This window comes from Maricaulis maris (assembly GCF_049116555.1).
GTDB classification, from domain to species: Bacteria; Pseudomonadota; Alphaproteobacteria; order Caulobacterales; family Maricaulaceae; genus Maricaulis; species Maricaulis maris_C.
Window position 1 is genome coordinate 593,415 of record NZ_JAGDYT010000006.1, and the last position, 17,278, is coordinate 610,692.

Consider the following 17,278-nt stretch of genomic DNA (forward strand, 5'->3'; position numbering starts at 1 on the left):
ATGAAAAAGCTCTTGCTGAGCACCGCCGTCCTGGCGTTGACCGCGGCCTGCCAACCGGCGGAAGCACCCGATGAAACGACCCAGACCGTAACCGAAACCGCCGCGATGACCGGCAGCGCGGATATCGGCACCTGGGGTTTCGACCTTGAGGGCATGGATGCCGCAATCGTCGCCGGTGATGACTTCTACCGCTATGCGAATGGTACCTGGCTCGACAATACGGTGATCCCGTCTGACCGCTCCAATTACGGCATGTTCACCGCGCTGGCGATCGAGGCCGAGGAACAGGTCCAGGACATCATTCTCGAGCTCGCCGCCCAGGACGCCGCCGATGGCACGATCGAGCAGAAGGTCGGCGATCTCTACGGCAGCTGGATGGACACGTCGACCATCGACCAGCTCGGCCTCGCCCCGGCCCAGCCCTATCTCGACGAGATCGCAGCCGCCGAGACGCATGACGACATCAACGCGCTGTTCGCGACCATCTACCACCAGTCGCCCTATGGCGTCGGCATCATCCCCGATCCGGCCGACACCACGCGCTACACCGTCTTCGTCGGCCAGGCCGGTCTCGGCCTGCCGGATCGCGATTTCTACCTGGAAGAAGACAATGAGCGTTATCGCGACGCCTATCTGGCCTTCATCGAGCAGATCTTCGATCTGGCCGACATGGAAGGCGGCGCCGAGAAGGCCCAGGCCATTTTCGACCTGGAAATGCGGATTGCCGAGACTCACTGGAGTCAGCAAGACAGCCGCGACATCCAGAAGATCTACAACCCCATGCCCATGGACCAGCTCGCCGCCCTGGCGCCGGAGCTGCGCTTTGATGCGGGCATGGAGCAGCTCGGTCTCGACGGCGTAGCGACCTATCTCGTCGCCCAGCCGAGCGCGATCGAAGCCGCCGGCCAGATTTTCGCGGAGACGCCGGTCGAGGTCTGGCAGGACTATATGACCTTCCACTTCATCCGCACCAATGCCGGTGCCCTGCCGGAAGCTTTCGATGCCGCGAATTTCGCCATGTTCGGCACGACGCTGAACGGTATCGAGGAGCAACGTCCGCGCGACCGTCGCGGCGTCAATCTCGTCGGTGGACAACTCGGTGAAGCCGTTGGCCAGGTCTATGTCGACCGTCACTTCCCGCCCGAATCCAAGACCGCGATGGAAGAGCTTGTGGCCAATCTGGTCACCGCCTTCGAGGGCCGCCTGACCGCGCTCGAGTGGATGGATGACGACACCCGCGCCAATGCACTGCAGAAGCTGTCCACCTTCGAACCGCGCATCGGTTATCCGGACGAGTGGCAGGACTATTCCGCCCTCGAGGTTCGCTCGGACGATCTGTTCGGCAATATGACCCGCATCGCGGAATTCCAGTGGGCCGAACAACTCGCCGACCTGGAAGGCCCGGTTGATCGTACCGCCTGGCCTTACCCGCCGCAGACGGTCAATGCGTCCTACAATCCGCTGATGAACCAAATCACCTTCCCGGCCGGCATCCTGCAGGCTCCCTTCTTCGATCCGCATGCCGATGCGGCGATCAATTACGGCGCCATCGGCGCGGTGATCGGTCACGAAATCGGTCACGGCTTTGACGATCAGGGCCGCCGCTTCGATTATGACGGGTCGATCCGCGACTGGTGGACCGAAGAGACCAATGAGCGTTTCGAATCCCGAGCTGACCGGCTTGGCGCCCAGTATTCCGGCTATTCGCCGGTCGAAGGGCGTTTCGTGAATGGTGAATTCACGATGGGTGAGAATATCGGTGATCTCGGTGGCCTGCAGATGGCCTTCACCGCCTACCAGCACCATCTCGATGCCTGCTGTGACGGCCAGGCGCCGGTCATTGACGGCTTCACCGGTGAGCAACGCTTCTTCCTGGCCTGGGCCCAGGTCTGGCGTCGCCTCTACCGCGAAGACAATCTGATCAACCGTCTCGCAACCGACCCGCACAGCCCGTCCCAATACCGGACCAATGGTGTCGTGCGGAATCTGGATGCCTGGTACGAGGCCTTCGGTGTGACCGAGGACAATGACCTCTACCTGCCGCCGGAGGAGCGCGTCTCCATCTGGTAGGATTCACCGTCCAACTGAAGAAGCGGCCCGGCAGCAATGTCGGGCCGTTTTCATTACAGGGCTGTAAGAGACACCCCCCGTGTATTGCGCCCCGGCCTCAGCGCACTAGTGTTTGCGCCAATGAATTTGCTCCTAGGGGAAACACGATGAAAAAGCTTCTGCTGACCAGCGCCTGCGTGGCACTGATGGCGGCCTGCTCGCCGAGCGGCGAAACGCCGGATACCGACACAACGACACCGAACGAATCCGCAGCTAGCGATGTGCAGACGTCCACGACCGAAGCCTCCGCAACCGTCGTCGGTGATCCGTCCGCCGGAGACCCGCGCCTCGGCACCTGGGGTATTGAGACCCAGCATGTCGATGCAACCGTTCATCCGGGTGATGACTTCAACCGTTATGTGAATGGGGGTTGGCTCGACTCGGTCGAGATGCCGCAGGGTTTCTCCCGCTTCGGATCCTTCACCGAGCTGTATCTCCTCTCGGAAGAGCGCATCAACGGCATCATCGAGGAAGCCGGCGCCGCTGACGCCGCTGCCGGCGAACCGCTGCAGCAGATCGGCGATCTCTACGCAGCCTATATGGACCAGGAAACGCTTGAAGCGCGCGGTTTCGATCCGGTCCAGCCGATGATTGACCGCATCGCGGCGGCCGGTAGCCATACCGACATCGCGACGCTCATGGGCAGCCCGGGCACGGCCTCGATCTTCGGTGCCGGCGTGACCCGCGACCAAGGCAATCCCGACCGCTATATTGTCGGCGTGAGCCAGAGCGGTCTCGGCCTGCCGACCCGTGATTATTATCTCGAAGAGACCGACCGCTACCAGGCCTTCCGCGATGCCTATGTCGCATACATCGCCGATGCTTTCGGCTTCATCGGTGTCGATGGCGGAGCCGAGCGCGCGCAACGCATCCTCGACCTGGAAACCGCCTTCGCCGAGGTCCATTGGACCCGAGAGGACAGCCGCGACCGGACCCGCACCTATAATCTCATGACGACGGAAGAGCTGGCAGCAAGCGCACCGGGCTTCGACTGGACCGCCTTCATGGAAGCGCTCGATTTCGCGGACCAGACCGAAGTCGTGATCCGTCAGGATACCGCTATCCAGTCCCTGGCAACCCTGTTCTCCGAAGTGCCGGTGGAGACCTGGCAGGACTGGCTGACCTTCCGCTACCTGTCGAGTAATCGCGGTTCGCTGACACCGGAATTCTACGAGCGCTCCTTCGACTTCTACAATCGCACCCTGTCCGGCGTTGAAGAGCCGCGTCCGCTCGAGTCGCGAGCCATCCAGTATGTCAACGGCTCGATGGGCATGGCGCTCGGCCAGATCTATGTCGAGCGTTACTTCCCACCGGAATACAAGGAGCAGATGGAGGTCCTCGTCGATTATCTCGGCATGGCCCTTCGCGAGCGCCTGGAAACGCTCGAATGGATGGACGAAGAGACCCGGGCCGGCGCGATCGACAAGTTCGAGAATTTCACGCCCAAGATCGGTTACCCCGACCAGTGGCCGGATTATTCCTCGATCGAGATCCGTCCCGATGACCTGTTCGGCAATTCCGAGCGCATTGCAGCCTGGGCCCGTGCCGACAGCCGCGCCCGCCTGCGGGGCCCGATCCGCGATTGGGAATGGGGCATGTCGCCGCAAACGGTGAACGCCTATTACTCCCCCACCGCGAATGAGATCGTCTTCCCGGCCGCCATCCTTCAGGGTCCCTTCTTTGATCCTTATGCCGACGCTGCCGTCAATTTCGGCGGTATCGGTGCCGTGATCGGTCACGAAATGGGTCATGGCTTCGACGACCAGGGCAGCCGCTCTGACGGCGATGGCGTGCTCCGTGACTGGTGGTCGGAACTGAGCCGCGGGAATTTCGACGAGCGCACCGACGCGCTGGCTGCCCAGTACAGCGAGTTTTCCCCGGTCGAGGGCGAATTCGTGAATGGTCGCCTGTCGCTGGGCGAGAACATCGGCGATGTCGGTGGTCTGTCGATGGCCTATCGCGCCTATCAGCTCTATCTCGCCGACCATGGTGGCGATGCACCGGTGCTCGACGGGTTCACCGGTGATCAGCGCTTCTACATGGCCTGGGGTCAGGTCTGGCGGAATCTTTACACCGAGCAGGCGCTCGTCCGTCAGCTGCGCCAGGGGCCGCACTCTCCGGCTCAATACCGGATCAATGGTGCCCTGCGCAATCAGGATGCCTGGTACGAGGCCTTCGGCGTGACCGAGGACCACGAACTCTACCTGGCACCGGAAGACCGCGTTTCCATCTGGTAGGGTTTAACCCAAACTGATGCAGCGGCCCGGCGGAAACGTCGGGCCGTTTTGCATTGCACAAGCTTAATCAATCCCTCATCGCGGCGATGACCGGCGGATTCCAGTTTGCGGCGTCTGAAATCGCAACAACGGGGGTTCACCATGAAATCCATCTTGCGCGCCGGCGTCGCTGGCCTCGCCTTGTCCATCGCCACCGTCTCACCCGCCCTGGCCCAGGATGCCCTCCTGGGTGACTGGGGCGTCGAGACCCAGCATGTCAGCGAAACGCTGGCGCCGGGCGACGACTTCTTCCGCTACGTCAATGAGGGGTGGCTCGACACGACCGAGATCCCGGCCGGATTCTCGTCCTACACCGCTTTTCACGAGCTCTACCTTCAGTCGGAAGAACGTATTGAGGGCATTATCCGCGACAGCGCCGCCGCCAATGCACCGGCCGGCACACTGGCGCAACAGGTTGGCGATCTCTACGCGTCCTACATGAATGTCGATGCCATCAATGCCGCCGGAATTGACCCGGTGCGTCCGGGTCTGGCGCCTATCGTCGATGCCAATACGCATGCCGACATCGCCTCGGTAATGGGCATGATGGGCTATGCCTCCATCTTCGGCACCTCCATCCAGCGCGATGAAGGCGATCCCAGCCATTACATCGTCTATCTCAACCAGGGTGGCCTGCATCTGCCGACGCGCGATTACTACCTGCTCGAGGATGAGCGCTTCGTGGAATATCGCGAGGCTTACCGCGCCTATATCGCCGACGTGTTCGGCTTTCTCGGCCTCGAGGATGGCGAGGCCCGCGCCGACCGCATCATCGCGCTCGAGACGGCCATGGCCGATGTCCACTGGACCCCGGCCGAGAGCCGCGACCGCGTTGCCACCTATAATCCGGCAACGCTGGAAGCGGTCCGCACACTGGGCGCCGGCTTTGACTGGGACGCCTTCTTCGAGACCGCTGACTATGCCGACCAGGAGAATTTCATCGTCTCCCAAACCTCGGCCATCGAAGGCCTCGCGGCCGTCTTTGCCGACACACCGGTCGAGACCTGGCGCGATTACCTGACTTTCAGCTACGTCAATTCGAATGCCAATCTCCTCTCCGAGGACGTCTATAACCGCTCCTTCGACTTCTGGGGCCGGACGCTGGGCGGGGCCCAGGAGCCGCGGCCGCGCGATCGCCGCGCCATCCAGTTCGTCAATGGCAATCTGGGCCAGGCCATCGGCCAGATCTATGTCGATCAATACTTCCCGGCGGACCACAAGGCCCAGATGGAAGAACTCGTCGATTATCTGCGCCGCGCCCTCGCCGAGCGGATCGAGACGCTGGAATGGATGGATGACGAGACCCGGGCTGAAGCCCTCGACAAGCTCGACAAATTCCTGCCGAAGATCGGCTATCCGGACGTCTGGCCGGACTATTCCGACATCGAGGTCCGGGCTGATGACCTGTTCGGCAATGCCGGGCGCATCAATGCCTGGTTCCGCGCCGACAGCCGGGCCCGCCTGCGCGGACCGATCCGCGACTGGGAATGGGGCATGTCACCGCAGACGGTGAACGCCTATTACAACTCCACCGGCAATCAGATCGTCTTCCCGGCGGCAATCCTGCAGCCGCCCTTCTTCGACCCGAATGCCGACCCGGCCGTCAATTTCGGCGGCATCGGTGCCGTGATCGGTCACGAGATCGGCCATGGTTTCGACGACCAGGGCAGCCAGTCCGACGGTGACGGCGTGCTGCGCAATTGGTGGACCGAGGCCAGCCGCGAGCAGTTCGATGCCCGCACCGACCAGATTGTCGCCCAGTATGAGCAATTCTCCCCGATCGAGGGCATGAATGTGAATGGCCAGCTGACCCTGGGCGAGAATATCGGCGATATCGGCGGGCTCTCGATGGCCTATCGAGCCTATCAGATGTATCTCGCCGACCATGGTGAAGCGGCGGCCGATGCGAGCGACTTTACCGGTGACCAGCGCTTCTTCATGTCCTGGGCCCAGGTCTGGCGCGTGATCCAGCTGGACGATGCCGCGCGCAGCCAGCTCCTTTCCGACCCACACAGTCCCGGCCAGTATCGCGCCAATGGCGTCGTGCGGAATATGGACGCCTGGTATGAGGCCTTCGGTGTCACCGAGGACCACGACCTCTACCTGCCGCCGGAGGACCGCGTCTCCATCTGGTAGGCAACAGCCTGATCCCATGATGAAACGGCCCGGCGGAGACGTCGGGCCGTTTTGCATGGCGCGTCTTGCATTGTGCGGCCCGACCCCGTCCGATCCGGTCGGGACACTCATCGAGGGGACAGACATGGACGCCGAAATCGCACCGCTTTTCAGCAATGACGCCACCGTCATGGGCCTTCAACAAAAATGGTGGCAGGCACCTATTAATCCGGCCACAGGGTCAGTTCACTGCCACCAACGCAGGACACCAAACAGGGACACCTACCGTTTGTAACGAGCGCCCCTCCACCCCGCGCCCAGGCGCAAACCCATCCATAAACCGATTGCCGAGAGATCGCCCATTTCCTGGCCGATCAAGCAGCGGCCTGAGACCGTGCAGTGAACGCGCCGGTCGCCGACAGCCGCGGCGACCCAGCCTGAAAAGCGAAGCCGAATGAAGCATTTCCCCCATGGGTTGAAAGCGACTTCACGGGCCGATTATTCCTTAACGACACCCTCTGCTTACGTTAACCTTAATTAATCCGGGTGCGTCGCGACGCGTGCCCACAGACGTTTCCAAGGGGGGATCCGAGATGAAACATCAACTCCTGTGCGCCAGTGCCGTCGCACTGCTCACGGCCGCCACCGCTTATGCGGGCGATCAGGAATGGTATCCGCCGGATCCGCCTGCGACCGCGGCGACCGGCGAGTGTTATGCCCGCGTCCGCATCGCGCCGGAATACGACATCTATTCCGAGCAGGTCACGACCCAGGACTCCTATGAGCGCTACGATGTCGCGCCGCCGCGCCTGCGCGAGGAGTATCGCGAATACATCTCCCGTGAAGCCGGCATGCGCTACATCGTGCACGAGCCGGTCTATGAGAGCGTGACCGAGACGGTTCAGATCCGCCCGGCCTATGTTGAGTATGAAGTCGTGCCGGCCGTGCATGACTCGGTGACCGAGACCATCCTCGTGCGCGAGCCGCGCATGGTGTGGCGTCGCGGCTATGTTCCCGGCGCGTCGATGACACGGTTCGACAGCGAGACCGGTGAAGTCTGGTGCCTGGTGGAAGAAGCCGGCGAATATCAGACCGTGACCCGCAACATCGTGGTCCAGCCGGCCAATATCCGCGAGGTCAGCCATCCGGCGGAATACGCCCAGATCACGCGCGATGTTTTGGTCCAGGAAGCGCGCATCGAGGAAATCCCGATCGCCGAGGAACGCGACAGCTATCGCATCCAGGTCGTCGATCAGCATGCCACGGTCGACAGCCACGTCATCCCGGTCGAGACCCAGACCGTGACCCGCTACTCGCTGCGCTCGGAAGAGCGTTGGGAATGGCGCCTCGTGGATTGTGAAGAGATCAATCTGCCGGGCTACAACCCGCCGACCAGCACGGAAATCCCGCCGGTCGCCTCGCGCCAGACGGCCCCTTCGAGCCAGGGTAATACCTATCTCTACGGGACCGACATGCCGGCCGACAACAATGCCTATTCCGAGGAAGTGCCGGTCGCCCAGGCGTCCTACAGCCACTCATCCTCGAGCAGCTCGCGTCAAAGCTCGCGTCACAGCGCGCGCCGCAATCGCTAACAGGCTGACTGGACAGCGGGCCCAGCCCCGCCACAATGAAACGGCGCGGAGCAATCCGCGCCGTTTTTGTATGCACCGCGCAGGGAGAGATCGTGCCGGATTTCATGATTGGCTATGGCAGTCTCCTCAGCAGCTATAGTCGCCGCACCTATTCCGGGATCGACGCCGACGTTCGTCCGGTAGTCGCCACGGGCTGGCGCCGCGGCTGGACGGTTCGTTATGGCGACGAAGCGGCGACCTATGCCGGTGTGCGCCATGCGCCCGGCCACCATCTCCACGCCGCCCTCGTTCCGACCGAGATCACGCCGGAGCTGCGCCACCGCGAACGCGGCTATGTCTTCACGCAGGTAGACCCGGGCAGTGTCCATCCCGATGATGGGAGCCGGGCAGCGCTGCCTGCGGGGCGCTACTGGATTGTCGTCAATCGCGAACAGGTCCGCGCCGATCGCGATCACCCGATTCCGCAAACCTATGTCGATACCTGTCTGTCCGGCTGCCTCGAGACCGGCGGCGAGGCGCGCGCCAGGGCGTTTATCCAGGCAACGGAATTATGGGATGCCCCGTGGATCAATGATCGCGACAGCCACGCGCCGCTCTATCCACGCCGTACACCGCTTTCGACCGAGGACCGGACCCGTGTGGACACCCTGCTCGAGACGTGCGGCGTGCTGAAATTCCGTCAACCGGCCTGACCGTGCTCAAGCGTCCAGGAGCTGAACGTCCCAGGGGTCGGACTGCGCGCCGCGAAACACCCGCACCATCTCGCGCGCCGTCCGGAAGGGCGCGTCGAACCGATCTTCCGGATCGATCTCCGCCGCGTCGTCCCGCACCGGCATGGCGCCCCCCGGCGCCTCAAGCAGACTGCCCGGCCAGACCGGATCCGCATCGACCGGGTCACCAGCCCATTGCCACGCGCCCGTGCCCGCATCGCGATCATAGAATCCCGCAAAAAACTCGGCATTCTCCGCGAGGAAGCAAACGGCATCGATCAGATAGCTGATCTCGGCCTCCGACATCACCCAGTGGAGACTGACCCGGCACCACCCCGGGCGGGCGCCGACATCGCCGGCCAGCACGCGTGAGCGGATGTCCCGGGTCGTACCGTCATCAATTCCCAGCAAATGGTGCCCATAGGGCCCTGCGCAGGAACAGCCTGCCCGCGACTGGATGCCGAAAAGGTCGTTGAGCAGCATCGTCACCAGGCGCGGCTCGATGATGTCACCTGCCTCATTCCGAAGATTGAAGGCAACAATGCCGAGCCGGTCAGCCGGACCTTGCGGGCCAAGCACGTCAATACGCGGGTGGTGACACCAACGCGCGAAAGCCTTTTCGAGAGCGACATGCTCGCGTTCGGAAATCACCTCGCTACCCATCTCGGCCTGGATCTGCAGCGCCAGGGCGGCGCGCACCAATTGCGGCAGACCCGGCGTACCGGCCCGCTCGCGCGCTTCGATGCCCTCGAGAAAATCATGGCCGTCCTGCCAGACATAGCGCACCGTCCCGCCGGCACTCTGGGTCGGCGCGAGATCGCGGCGATAAAGGCGTTCATTGAAAACCAGAACACCACACGCGCCCGGTCCGCCGAGAAATTTGTGCGGTGAGAAATAGACCGCATCAATCGATGCATCCGGATCCAGCTCGGGATGCATGTCGATACGCTGATAGGGCGCGCTGGCGGCGCAGTCGAGGCAAAGGATGGCGTCATGGGCGTGCAGACAATGCGCCAGGCCGGCGATATCCGTGCGCACGCCGGTAACGTTCGACGCAGCGGAGAAGGCCCCGATCTTGCGCCAGCCATTGAAACGCGGGTCCGTCAACGCCGCTTCAAGCGCCGCCATGTCGATCCCGCCGGCCGGGTTGAGCCCGATGGACACCACCTCGGCCAGGCTGTCGCGCCAGCTCAGCTCATTGGAGTGGTGTTCATAAGGGCCCACAAACACGACGGTCTTCACGGCCGGTCCTGCGTCGACGCCAAGGGCGTCGCGACTGGCCGGCGCCACAGCCAGGCCAAGGATTTCCTGCAATTTGTGGATGGCACCGGTCGCACCGGCGGCGCAGGGCAAAAGGCAATCATCAGGCGCGGCATTGACCGCCTTGCGGATCATCGCTTCGGCTTCGCGCATCCAGCGATTGCTGGCTCGCCCGGTGGCGCTGTCCTCGCTGTGCGGATTGGCATAGTCGGACATCAGGCGATCGATCTGGCGCTCGACCTGGCTGAGCGCGCGCCCAGACGCGGTGTAATCGGCATAGAGAAAGGGTTTGCGGCCAAACGGCGTCGTCAACATCCGGTCAGCCCCGACCAGCCCGTCACGGATGGCGGCAAGACGAGCGGACGGGTTGGACGATTTGGGCATGCAGGCCTCCGGAAACGAATGCGCCATAAAAACATCGCTCAAGGAGGTATTTTCACCAATCTTAGACCGTGATACAGCTGTTTGGTAGCGATTTTCGCCAACAAGGGTCACAAATATGGTGTTTGACGATCATGATCGCCGCCTCCTGCGCGCCGTACAGAAGGATTCCGATCGAACGGTGCAGGAATTGGCCGACCTGATCGGTCTCAGCCCGACCCCGACAGCGCGGCGCCTGAAACGCCTCGCGGAAGCCGGGGTGATCCGCAAACATGTTGCCCTGCTGGACCCGGAAGCCCTGGACTTGCAGGCGACCCTCTTCGTCACAGTCCGCACCAGCCATCATGACGCAGCCTGGCTGAAACGTTTCGCCGAAGGCGTGGCGCGGATGCCCGAAGTGGTCGAATTCTACCGGCTGAGCGGTGATATCGACTACCTGATCAAGCTCTGCCTGCCTGATGTGCGCGCCTATGACGAGGCCTACAAGAAGCTGATCGCGATTGCCCCCCTGTCCGATGTCAGTGCCAGCTTCGCCATGGAAGCGATCAAGAACACCACCGAATTGCCGGTTTGAGGCGAATTGCACCGCTTCGCCCTTGCATCCTGGGGCCTGCGCCGCATAGCTGGGACGCGCGCACCGACCGACACCGCCGAGCAGACGAGCCATCATGTCCATGCAAACACCCACCCCGTCCGGTACCGACAGCTACCGCAATGTCGCGGCGATCGTCATCGCGCTCGCGATCCTGCAAACCGCCACCGGAGCGCTTTCGGTTGTCGGTCCGCTGACCCTGGTTTCCCAGGGTGCCGGGCCGCTCAAGATCGGCGCGATTGTATCCTCCTATGCGCTGGGCTTCCTGCTCGGAGCGCGACTGGCGCCCCGCGAGATCATGCAGGTCGGGCATATCCGCTCGATCGCCGGCTTTGCCGCCGCAGCCTCACTCGGAGCCGCGGCGCTCTATGTCAGCGGCGCCATGGCGTGGTGGATGCTTATCCAGTTCATCATCGGGGTTTCGGTCGCCGGCTTTCTGGCCTCGGGCGAGAGCTGGATTGCCGATGCCGCACCCAGTCAGCACCGCGGCGCCATTTTGGGTTTCTACCTGGTCACGTCGAAACTCGGCTTCATGGTGGGCCCCTTCCTGGTCGCTGGCGCGCCATCGGGCACAGCGACCGGCTTCCTCATTATTGCCGCCCTGCTGACGGCGAGCTTGATCCCGGTTTGCGCCACACGGCGCGCTGAGCCGGCCGCGCCGACCACCACGCCTTTCAGCCCGCTGCGAATCTGGCATTTCGCGCCTTCCGCGATTATCGCGGCTGCCATTTCCGGCATGGTGTCGGGCGCGGTGCTTCAGCTCTATGCCGTTTATGTGCAGGGTTTTGCCGCCGAGAGCGTTCCGCGGACCGCCGCCCTCTTCAACGCTGCGATGATCGGCGGATCGGTGATCGCCACCTGGCCCGCCGGCATCCTGTCCGACCGGATTGATCGCCGCCTGGTAATCGCAGGCCTTGCCCTCGCAGCGGGCGCGGCTGCATTGGTGCTCGCGCTCTTCGGCGGCCTCATGCCGCGCCTGGGCATATTTGTCACCGCCACGCTCTGGGGAGCCGGCGCGCTCTCCTATTATGGTGTGGCCGTCGCCCATGCGGCGGACCGTGCACCGGAAGGCCAGGCGACCGGCACAATGTCGGGGATACTCATGGTGTGGGCGCTCGGCTCCATGATCGGCCCGCTGATTGCGTCGACCGTGATGAGTGTGGCGGGCCCATCCGGCCTCTTCTACTTCGCGGCCATCACCCTCTTCGCCCTGACCGGGTCGATGCTTATCCGCCGGACCGGGACGGCCCCGGTCCGCGAGGAAGACAAGAGCGATTTCGAGCCAACGGCCACAACTTCGGTCTCGGTGATCGAACTCACCGATCATGCCGAAGAGGATGCGGGCTGGTCAGACAGCCAGGACGCTGAGTTTGAGGACCTGGACTGGCGAGATTGAGGGGTCCCCAACCTGCGCCTCGCCAAGCACACATCTCACATCGAGCCGCGATAACGGCAGTATTGGAACTTTTATTGAATCTGCACTTTGAGTAATTGAAACTGAGCCGGTTTGATGATTGGAAAAAACCAGCAAATAAAATTGCTTTGCTACTAAATATTTTTTGAACTTCGGGCTGGTTTATACAGACGATATATTTTTATGACAGCGTCGGCACTTGATTCCGGGGCTGCGATCACTATTCCTCTACCACCCAATTTTTTGGCGCCGGATGAACTGCGCCCGCAACAATGGAGAAATTCCGCTTGATGAAACATGGTCACCGTCCCAGCCGCGTCGCGGCTTTTGTCGCCGAGTCCGTCAATGTGCTGCAATTGCAGACCGCGACGGACGCTCTCGCCCGCCACAATCGCCGGGCCGTCCTCGTGTCCGGACAACAATCCCTGCTGCGCGGCAAGAATGGCACTGCGGAGATCAATTTCGCCGTCGCGGAAACCGTCACCGACCTGGACGAGAGCGGGTATGACGCCCTCGTCCTGCTCGAGGACGCCTCAACGCAGCCGGAGCATGCGACCGCTCTGTCCAGGCGCTTCGCCGACAAGGGCAAGCCGGTCATTGCCCTTCGTGGCAGTGCCGGCATCGTTGCGGCCATTGCCGGAGCTGGCAGCCAGTCCGACACCACGTCGGCAGCCCTGATCGACGGCCATCTCTATGCCAATGACGATGATGACAGCGACTGGAAAATCATCGATGCCGTCGCCGGCCGCATGGCGCGCGAAGCCATGCCAGCCTGACCGGTTATATCGCGGTTGAAATGAAAGAGGCCGGATGCATGCATCCGGCCTCTTTTGTGTCAGATATCACCGGGACCGGTCCGGTCAGCGACGATAGGTGAGCACCACCCATTGCTTGGTCCGGTCAGCCGGGGAGAGCGGATTGCCCGACCCCTGGAAGTCGGCAAACTGGAAAGACAGCCCGACATTGCGCGGCAGGTCGAGATTGACCCAGGCGTCCCATTCCCGGCCCAGACCATCGCCCGTGCGCTGGGCCGTGAAGTGGCGATGCACGGCACCCACTTCCCAACCCGTCACGAAGGCATGGCCGGTTTCGGCCCCATAGGTGCCGCCAAAACGCAAATCTTCCAGACCATCCGCCGTTGACTGCGCGCCACCGCCACTGAAAGCATCAGCCCAGCCATGATTGCCATGACCCGAGCCAAGCGGCGTGGCGATCGTGTTCGCGCCATCGCCTTCCAGCACATCATAGCCGATCATCAAACTGGCGCCTGACCGGCTGACCCGGGCTTCGAAGCTGGCAAAATCGAGCGAGAAGTCGGCCGTCGACGACCCATAATCCGTTTGCCGCGCCAACATCGCCGAATAGCTCAACCGCGCCTCGCCGAGGGGCACGGCACCTGTGAGACGCCCGCCCAGAGTCATGTTCGAACGGTCCTGCGGCGCAGACGGATCTGTCAGGTCGATAAAATAGGCAAAGCCTTCCAGGGAGGCCGCGTCGCTCACCCGATAGCCGAGATTGAGAAGATGGCTGTCACTTTGCCAGTCGAAATCATCGCCGGGCCCCCGCAGTACACGGTCATGATACACATAGCTGGCCGACCAGGCTGCATCCGCGACATCAATCCGGACCGCGTCGTGGGTATTCCGGTCCTGACGCCAGGCTGGCGAGCCAATGAAGCGATTGCCATTGAAGGACAGGAGCTGCCGCCCGACCGTGACCCGGACCTGCTCGCTGGCCGCCCAGCTCAACTGAAGGCGGTTGAGCTCGGTAATGTCATCATCCTTGATGGTCGCATAGGCGGTGCGTCCATTGAGGCCGGAATTATAGTCCCCCGAACCCAGGGCGACGACATTCTCGCCTTCGACAAGAAAGGTGAGACCGCGCCAGGGCGCAGATTGCCAGCCGAGGCGGGTCCGGATCGTCGTCGCGGTCGCATCCAGCTTGCCGGCTTGCTCGACCGCTTCATGGCGCGCCCGGACATCCAGGATCAAGGTGCCGGCTGCATCGTCAGCCTGCACTGCCGGCGAGACAAGGAATCCGGCGGTCAACATCCCCGTTTTCAGGAAATTGGTTCTCATCATCGGTCGATCTCCTGCTTACGCCGCGCGAATTTTGGAAAGGAACTCGTCGAACTCCGCCTTCCAGGCCTCATGGCGCGTCGCCATTTCATTGGAGGCACTGAGGACCGAGCGCGACACTTCATCGGTTTGGCGCGTGAAGTCCGCGACCTTGTCGACATCATGGGAAGCACTGCTGGTGCCGTCCTGGGCGCGCTGAGCGGACTGGGCAATCTCGCTGGTCGCCACGCGTTGCTGTTCAATGGCCGAGGCCGATGCGACTGCGAGCTCTCCAAGCTGGGCAACCGCCTCGAGGGCCTTTGCAGAGGAGGTCGTACAGGCCTCGGCAGAGGACTGGATATTGTTGATCTTCTCGGCAATCTGCTGGGTCGCCCCCGTCGTCTGCTCGGCCAGGGCCTTCACTTCCGATGCGACGACGGCAAAGCCCTTGCCAGCCTCACCGGCGCGCGCTGCCTCGATCGTCGCGTTGAGCGCGAGGAGATTGGTCTGTGACGCGATCGTGTCGATGAGGTCGACAATGGCGCCAATGGCTTCGGCAGACTCGGCAAGCTGGCCGATCACTTCAGCACTGCTCCCGGTCTCGTTACCAGCGACCTGCGACAATTCGCTGGTGCGTGTGACCTGGGTCGACACTTCGCTGATCGAGGCCGCCAGCTCTTCCGAAGCGGCCGCAACCGCCTGCACGCTGGAGGCTGCGTTGGACGCGGCCCCGCGGGCTGAATCGGAGAGATTGGCCGCTTCGCCGGATGTGGACTGCATCTGGTTGGCCGAAGCCGACAATTGCTCGGACGCGGACATGACGCTTGCAAGGAGCTCGCTCGAGGCCTGTTCGAACTTGATAACAGCGTCTTCGCGGGCCTGGTGCCGGCGTGCTTTTTCCTCGGCCTCCGCGTGTTCCCGATCGCGAACCGCATCTGCCGCGCCCAGCGCATCCTGCAGCGTTGAGGTCGCGCGAGCCAGATCACCGAACTCGTCCGAACGCTCAGTGCCGCGGATGGCAACATCCCGGCGCCCCTCAGCCAGCGCCCCGACAATGTCCCGCGTGCTCGCGACCGACTGACGGATAGTGCCGCCGATCAATCGGGTCAGGACAAACAAGCCCGCCGAGGCGACGATAATCGCCACCACACCGGCCCAGAAAGTCGTCCCTGCCATGCGATCGAGCTCAAGCCAGGCGGCATCGAGGTCGGCCCGCGCACTGTCCCGCACGGTTTCGATCTGAGTGTCCATCCGGTCATCAAACCCGGCCAGGGCGTCGACAAAGGTGGAGACCGCACTGGCATCCATGCCCGCCACGCCGATTGCCGCCTCACTGATCAGGGCATTCAGTCCGGAATAATCCGCACGCACGGCGCCGAGCGCCGACAGGGACGCTTCGCTTGTGACGGTCTCTTCCGCCTCGGCCAACGATATTTCGAAATCGACCAGATTGCCGAGCGCGGCCTCGATCCGGTCGGGCGCCGGCTCGGCGGCCATCAGATAGGTATCGCGCAGGAGCGACGTCAGGTCTTTTTCGAGCGTGTTCGCAGCCATCAGCGAATGCGTCGCGTGGCGCGCGGTCTCATCGATCTCGGTTACCGCGTTTCGAAGCAGGCCATTGGTCACGACATAGGCCAGAAGCAGGCCAACCGAGACAAAGGCGAGAAGGGAGAGGCGGACTTTCAGTGACAGGGCGTGGAGGCGATCGGACATGGGGAGGGGCTCGTGAGGTTTCTTCCAGACTATCTGGCCTCAACAAGCACCCCTAAGGTTAACCACGCCCTGTCTCGACGCCATCAGTCGCCACCCAGAACATCATATTTTATAAGCCCGCCTGTCTTGGGGGCATGACCGGACAGGCCGGGCGGGTCGCTTTCAGGATGTCGAGGTCAACATCCGACCCTCCCGGCACCGGCCCTGTCTCAGTCCGCAGACGAGACCCGGTTGATGAAGATCGGACCGAACTGGATGGTCTGGCGTCCATAGCCAAGATTGGCACCAAAAACGACGTCATCAGCATCAAAGTCTGCCCCGGCGACGCCGCGGACCACATAGAACTGGCCCTCGTCGGTCGGGCGGATATTCTCGCTGAAGATATTGTCATAGGGCTCGCTGGTACGGACAATCTGCAAGTCGAGATTGCCGGTCTCCTGGGAGCCAATCGGCGATTCCGCGCGTATCCACACCCGCAGTTCAATGACGTCGCCCTGCCGGATATCGCTGACCAGCGGCACGGTCACCCGGGAGCGCCACGGCTCATCGAGACGGCGGCGCATGGACACCTCCAACGCAGCGCCACCCGGCGCGGTCGGCGATTCCACAATGCTGCGACGCAAGCCGCCCCCTTCAGTATCCCAGCGGACAGAAAACTGATCATTGAGCGGTTCTGTCGTGGTGGCGGTCGCCACGCCCGGAATGGCCAGGCTCAACCCGGTCAACACGGCAATGACGGTCGCCGCAAAAGTCCATACTCGCTTGTCTGTCTTATCCATAACGCTCGGCCTCCTCCGACCCACATTTATGATAACGTTATCATTCTGCCTCGCCACTCGCGCGATTTCAATCGCGCCGACGCAGGCTGGTCTTTTGAGGAAACATAGCGCGATCCAACTCGCCGGCCAGACCGGCGCTGTCCTGAAAGCTCAGGCGCCTTGGCCCGGGTCTGTGCGAGAGGCCGTGCCGGTCGCAAACACAGTCAAGTACAGCGGTGCGGAAGGAAAAATGGCGCACCTCGCGGGATGGAATTCAAACCCCGAGGGTTTGCAAGCGCGA

At 62.7% G+C, this 17,278-nt stretch carries 12 protein-coding genes; 8 read left to right on the plus strand and 4 right to left on the minus strand.

Features of this window, described 5'->3' with window-relative positions:
- The 5 genes from JXQ94_RS10440 to JXQ94_RS10460 all read left to right on the plus strand — a co-directional run bounded on the left by JXQ94_RS10440 (nt 1) and on the right by JXQ94_RS10460 (nt 8,784).
- On the plus strand, nt 1-2,070 hold the full coding sequence (locus tag JXQ94_RS10440; RefSeq protein WP_421923716.1) for a M13 family metallopeptidase: 2,070 nt from the start codon (nt 1-3) through the stop codon (nt 2,068-2,070).
- 146 nt (nt 2,071-2,216) lie between these two features.
- Nucleotides 2,217-4,346, plus strand: coding sequence for a M13 family metallopeptidase (locus JXQ94_RS10445; RefSeq protein ID WP_421923717.1), 2,130 nt, complete (start codon nt 2,217-2,219; stop codon nt 4,344-4,346).
- A 141-nt stretch (nt 4,347-4,487) separates the two neighbouring features.
- Complete coding sequence (locus tag JXQ94_RS10450; protein ID WP_421923719.1) at nt 4,488-6,521, plus strand: M13 family metallopeptidase; 2,034 nt, start codon at nt 4,488-4,490, stop codon at nt 6,519-6,521.
- 572 nt (nt 6,522-7,093) lie between these two features.
- A complete protein-coding gene (locus JXQ94_RS10455) occupies nt 7,094-8,092 on the plus strand; it encodes a hypothetical protein (protein ID WP_421923720.1) in 999 nt (332 codons plus the stop codon).
- 92 nt (nt 8,093-8,184) lie between these two features.
- A complete protein-coding gene (locus JXQ94_RS10460) occupies nt 8,185-8,784 on the plus strand; it encodes a gamma-glutamylcyclotransferase (protein WP_421923721.1) in 600 nt (199 codons plus the stop codon).
- A gap of 6 nt (nt 8,785-8,790) precedes the next feature.
- Here JXQ94_RS10460 and JXQ94_RS10465 read toward each other — a convergent pair whose 3' ends face one another.
- Nucleotides 8,791-10,446 carry an aminotransferase class V-fold PLP-dependent enzyme gene (locus JXQ94_RS10465; protein WP_421923722.1) on the minus strand — a complete coding sequence of 552 codons (1,656 nt, stop codon included), beginning with the start codon at nt 10,444-10,446 and terminating at the stop codon, nt 8,791-8,793.
- Nucleotides 10,447-10,561: 115 nt separating this feature from the next.
- Here JXQ94_RS10465 and JXQ94_RS10470 point away from each other — a divergent pair, with 115 nt between their 5' ends.
- The 3 genes from JXQ94_RS10470 to JXQ94_RS10480 all read left to right on the plus strand — a co-directional run bounded on the left by JXQ94_RS10470 (nt 10,562) and on the right by JXQ94_RS10480 (nt 13,225).
- Nucleotides 10,562-11,017 (plus strand): Lrp/AsnC family transcriptional regulator, encoded by a 456-nt coding sequence (locus tag JXQ94_RS10470; protein ID WP_421923723.1) that lies wholly within the window; start codon nt 10,562-10,564, stop codon nt 11,015-11,017.
- 100 nt (nt 11,018-11,117) lie between these two features.
- Complete coding sequence (locus JXQ94_RS10475; RefSeq protein ID WP_421923724.1) at nt 11,118-12,431, plus strand: MFS transporter; 1,314 nt, start codon at nt 11,118-11,120, stop codon at nt 12,429-12,431.
- A gap of 308 nt (nt 12,432-12,739) precedes the next feature.
- Nucleotides 12,740-13,225, plus strand: a complete 486-nt coding sequence (locus JXQ94_RS10480) for a DJ-1/PfpI family protein (protein ID WP_421923725.1) — start codon at nt 12,740-12,742, stop codon at nt 13,223-13,225.
- 84 nt (nt 13,226-13,309) lie between these two features.
- Here the strand turns inward: JXQ94_RS10480 and JXQ94_RS10485 are convergent, their stop codons facing one another.
- From JXQ94_RS10485 to JXQ94_RS10495, 3 genes are all read right to left on the minus strand, one after another.
- Complete coding sequence (locus JXQ94_RS10485; RefSeq protein ID WP_421923726.1) at nt 13,310-14,530, minus strand: alginate export family protein; 1,221 nt, start codon at nt 14,528-14,530, stop codon at nt 13,310-13,312.
- A gap of 15 nt (nt 14,531-14,545) precedes the next feature.
- Nucleotides 14,546-16,219 carry a methyl-accepting chemotaxis protein gene (locus JXQ94_RS10490; protein WP_421923727.1) on the minus strand — a complete coding sequence of 558 codons (1,674 nt, stop codon included), beginning with the start codon at nt 16,217-16,219 and terminating at the stop codon, nt 14,546-14,548.
- A 209-nt stretch (nt 16,220-16,428) separates the two neighbouring features.
- A complete protein-coding gene (locus tag JXQ94_RS10495) occupies nt 16,429-16,998 on the minus strand; it encodes a hypothetical protein (RefSeq protein WP_421923728.1) in 570 nt (189 codons plus the stop codon).
- Between the last annotated feature and the right edge of the window lie 280 nt (nt 16,999-17,278).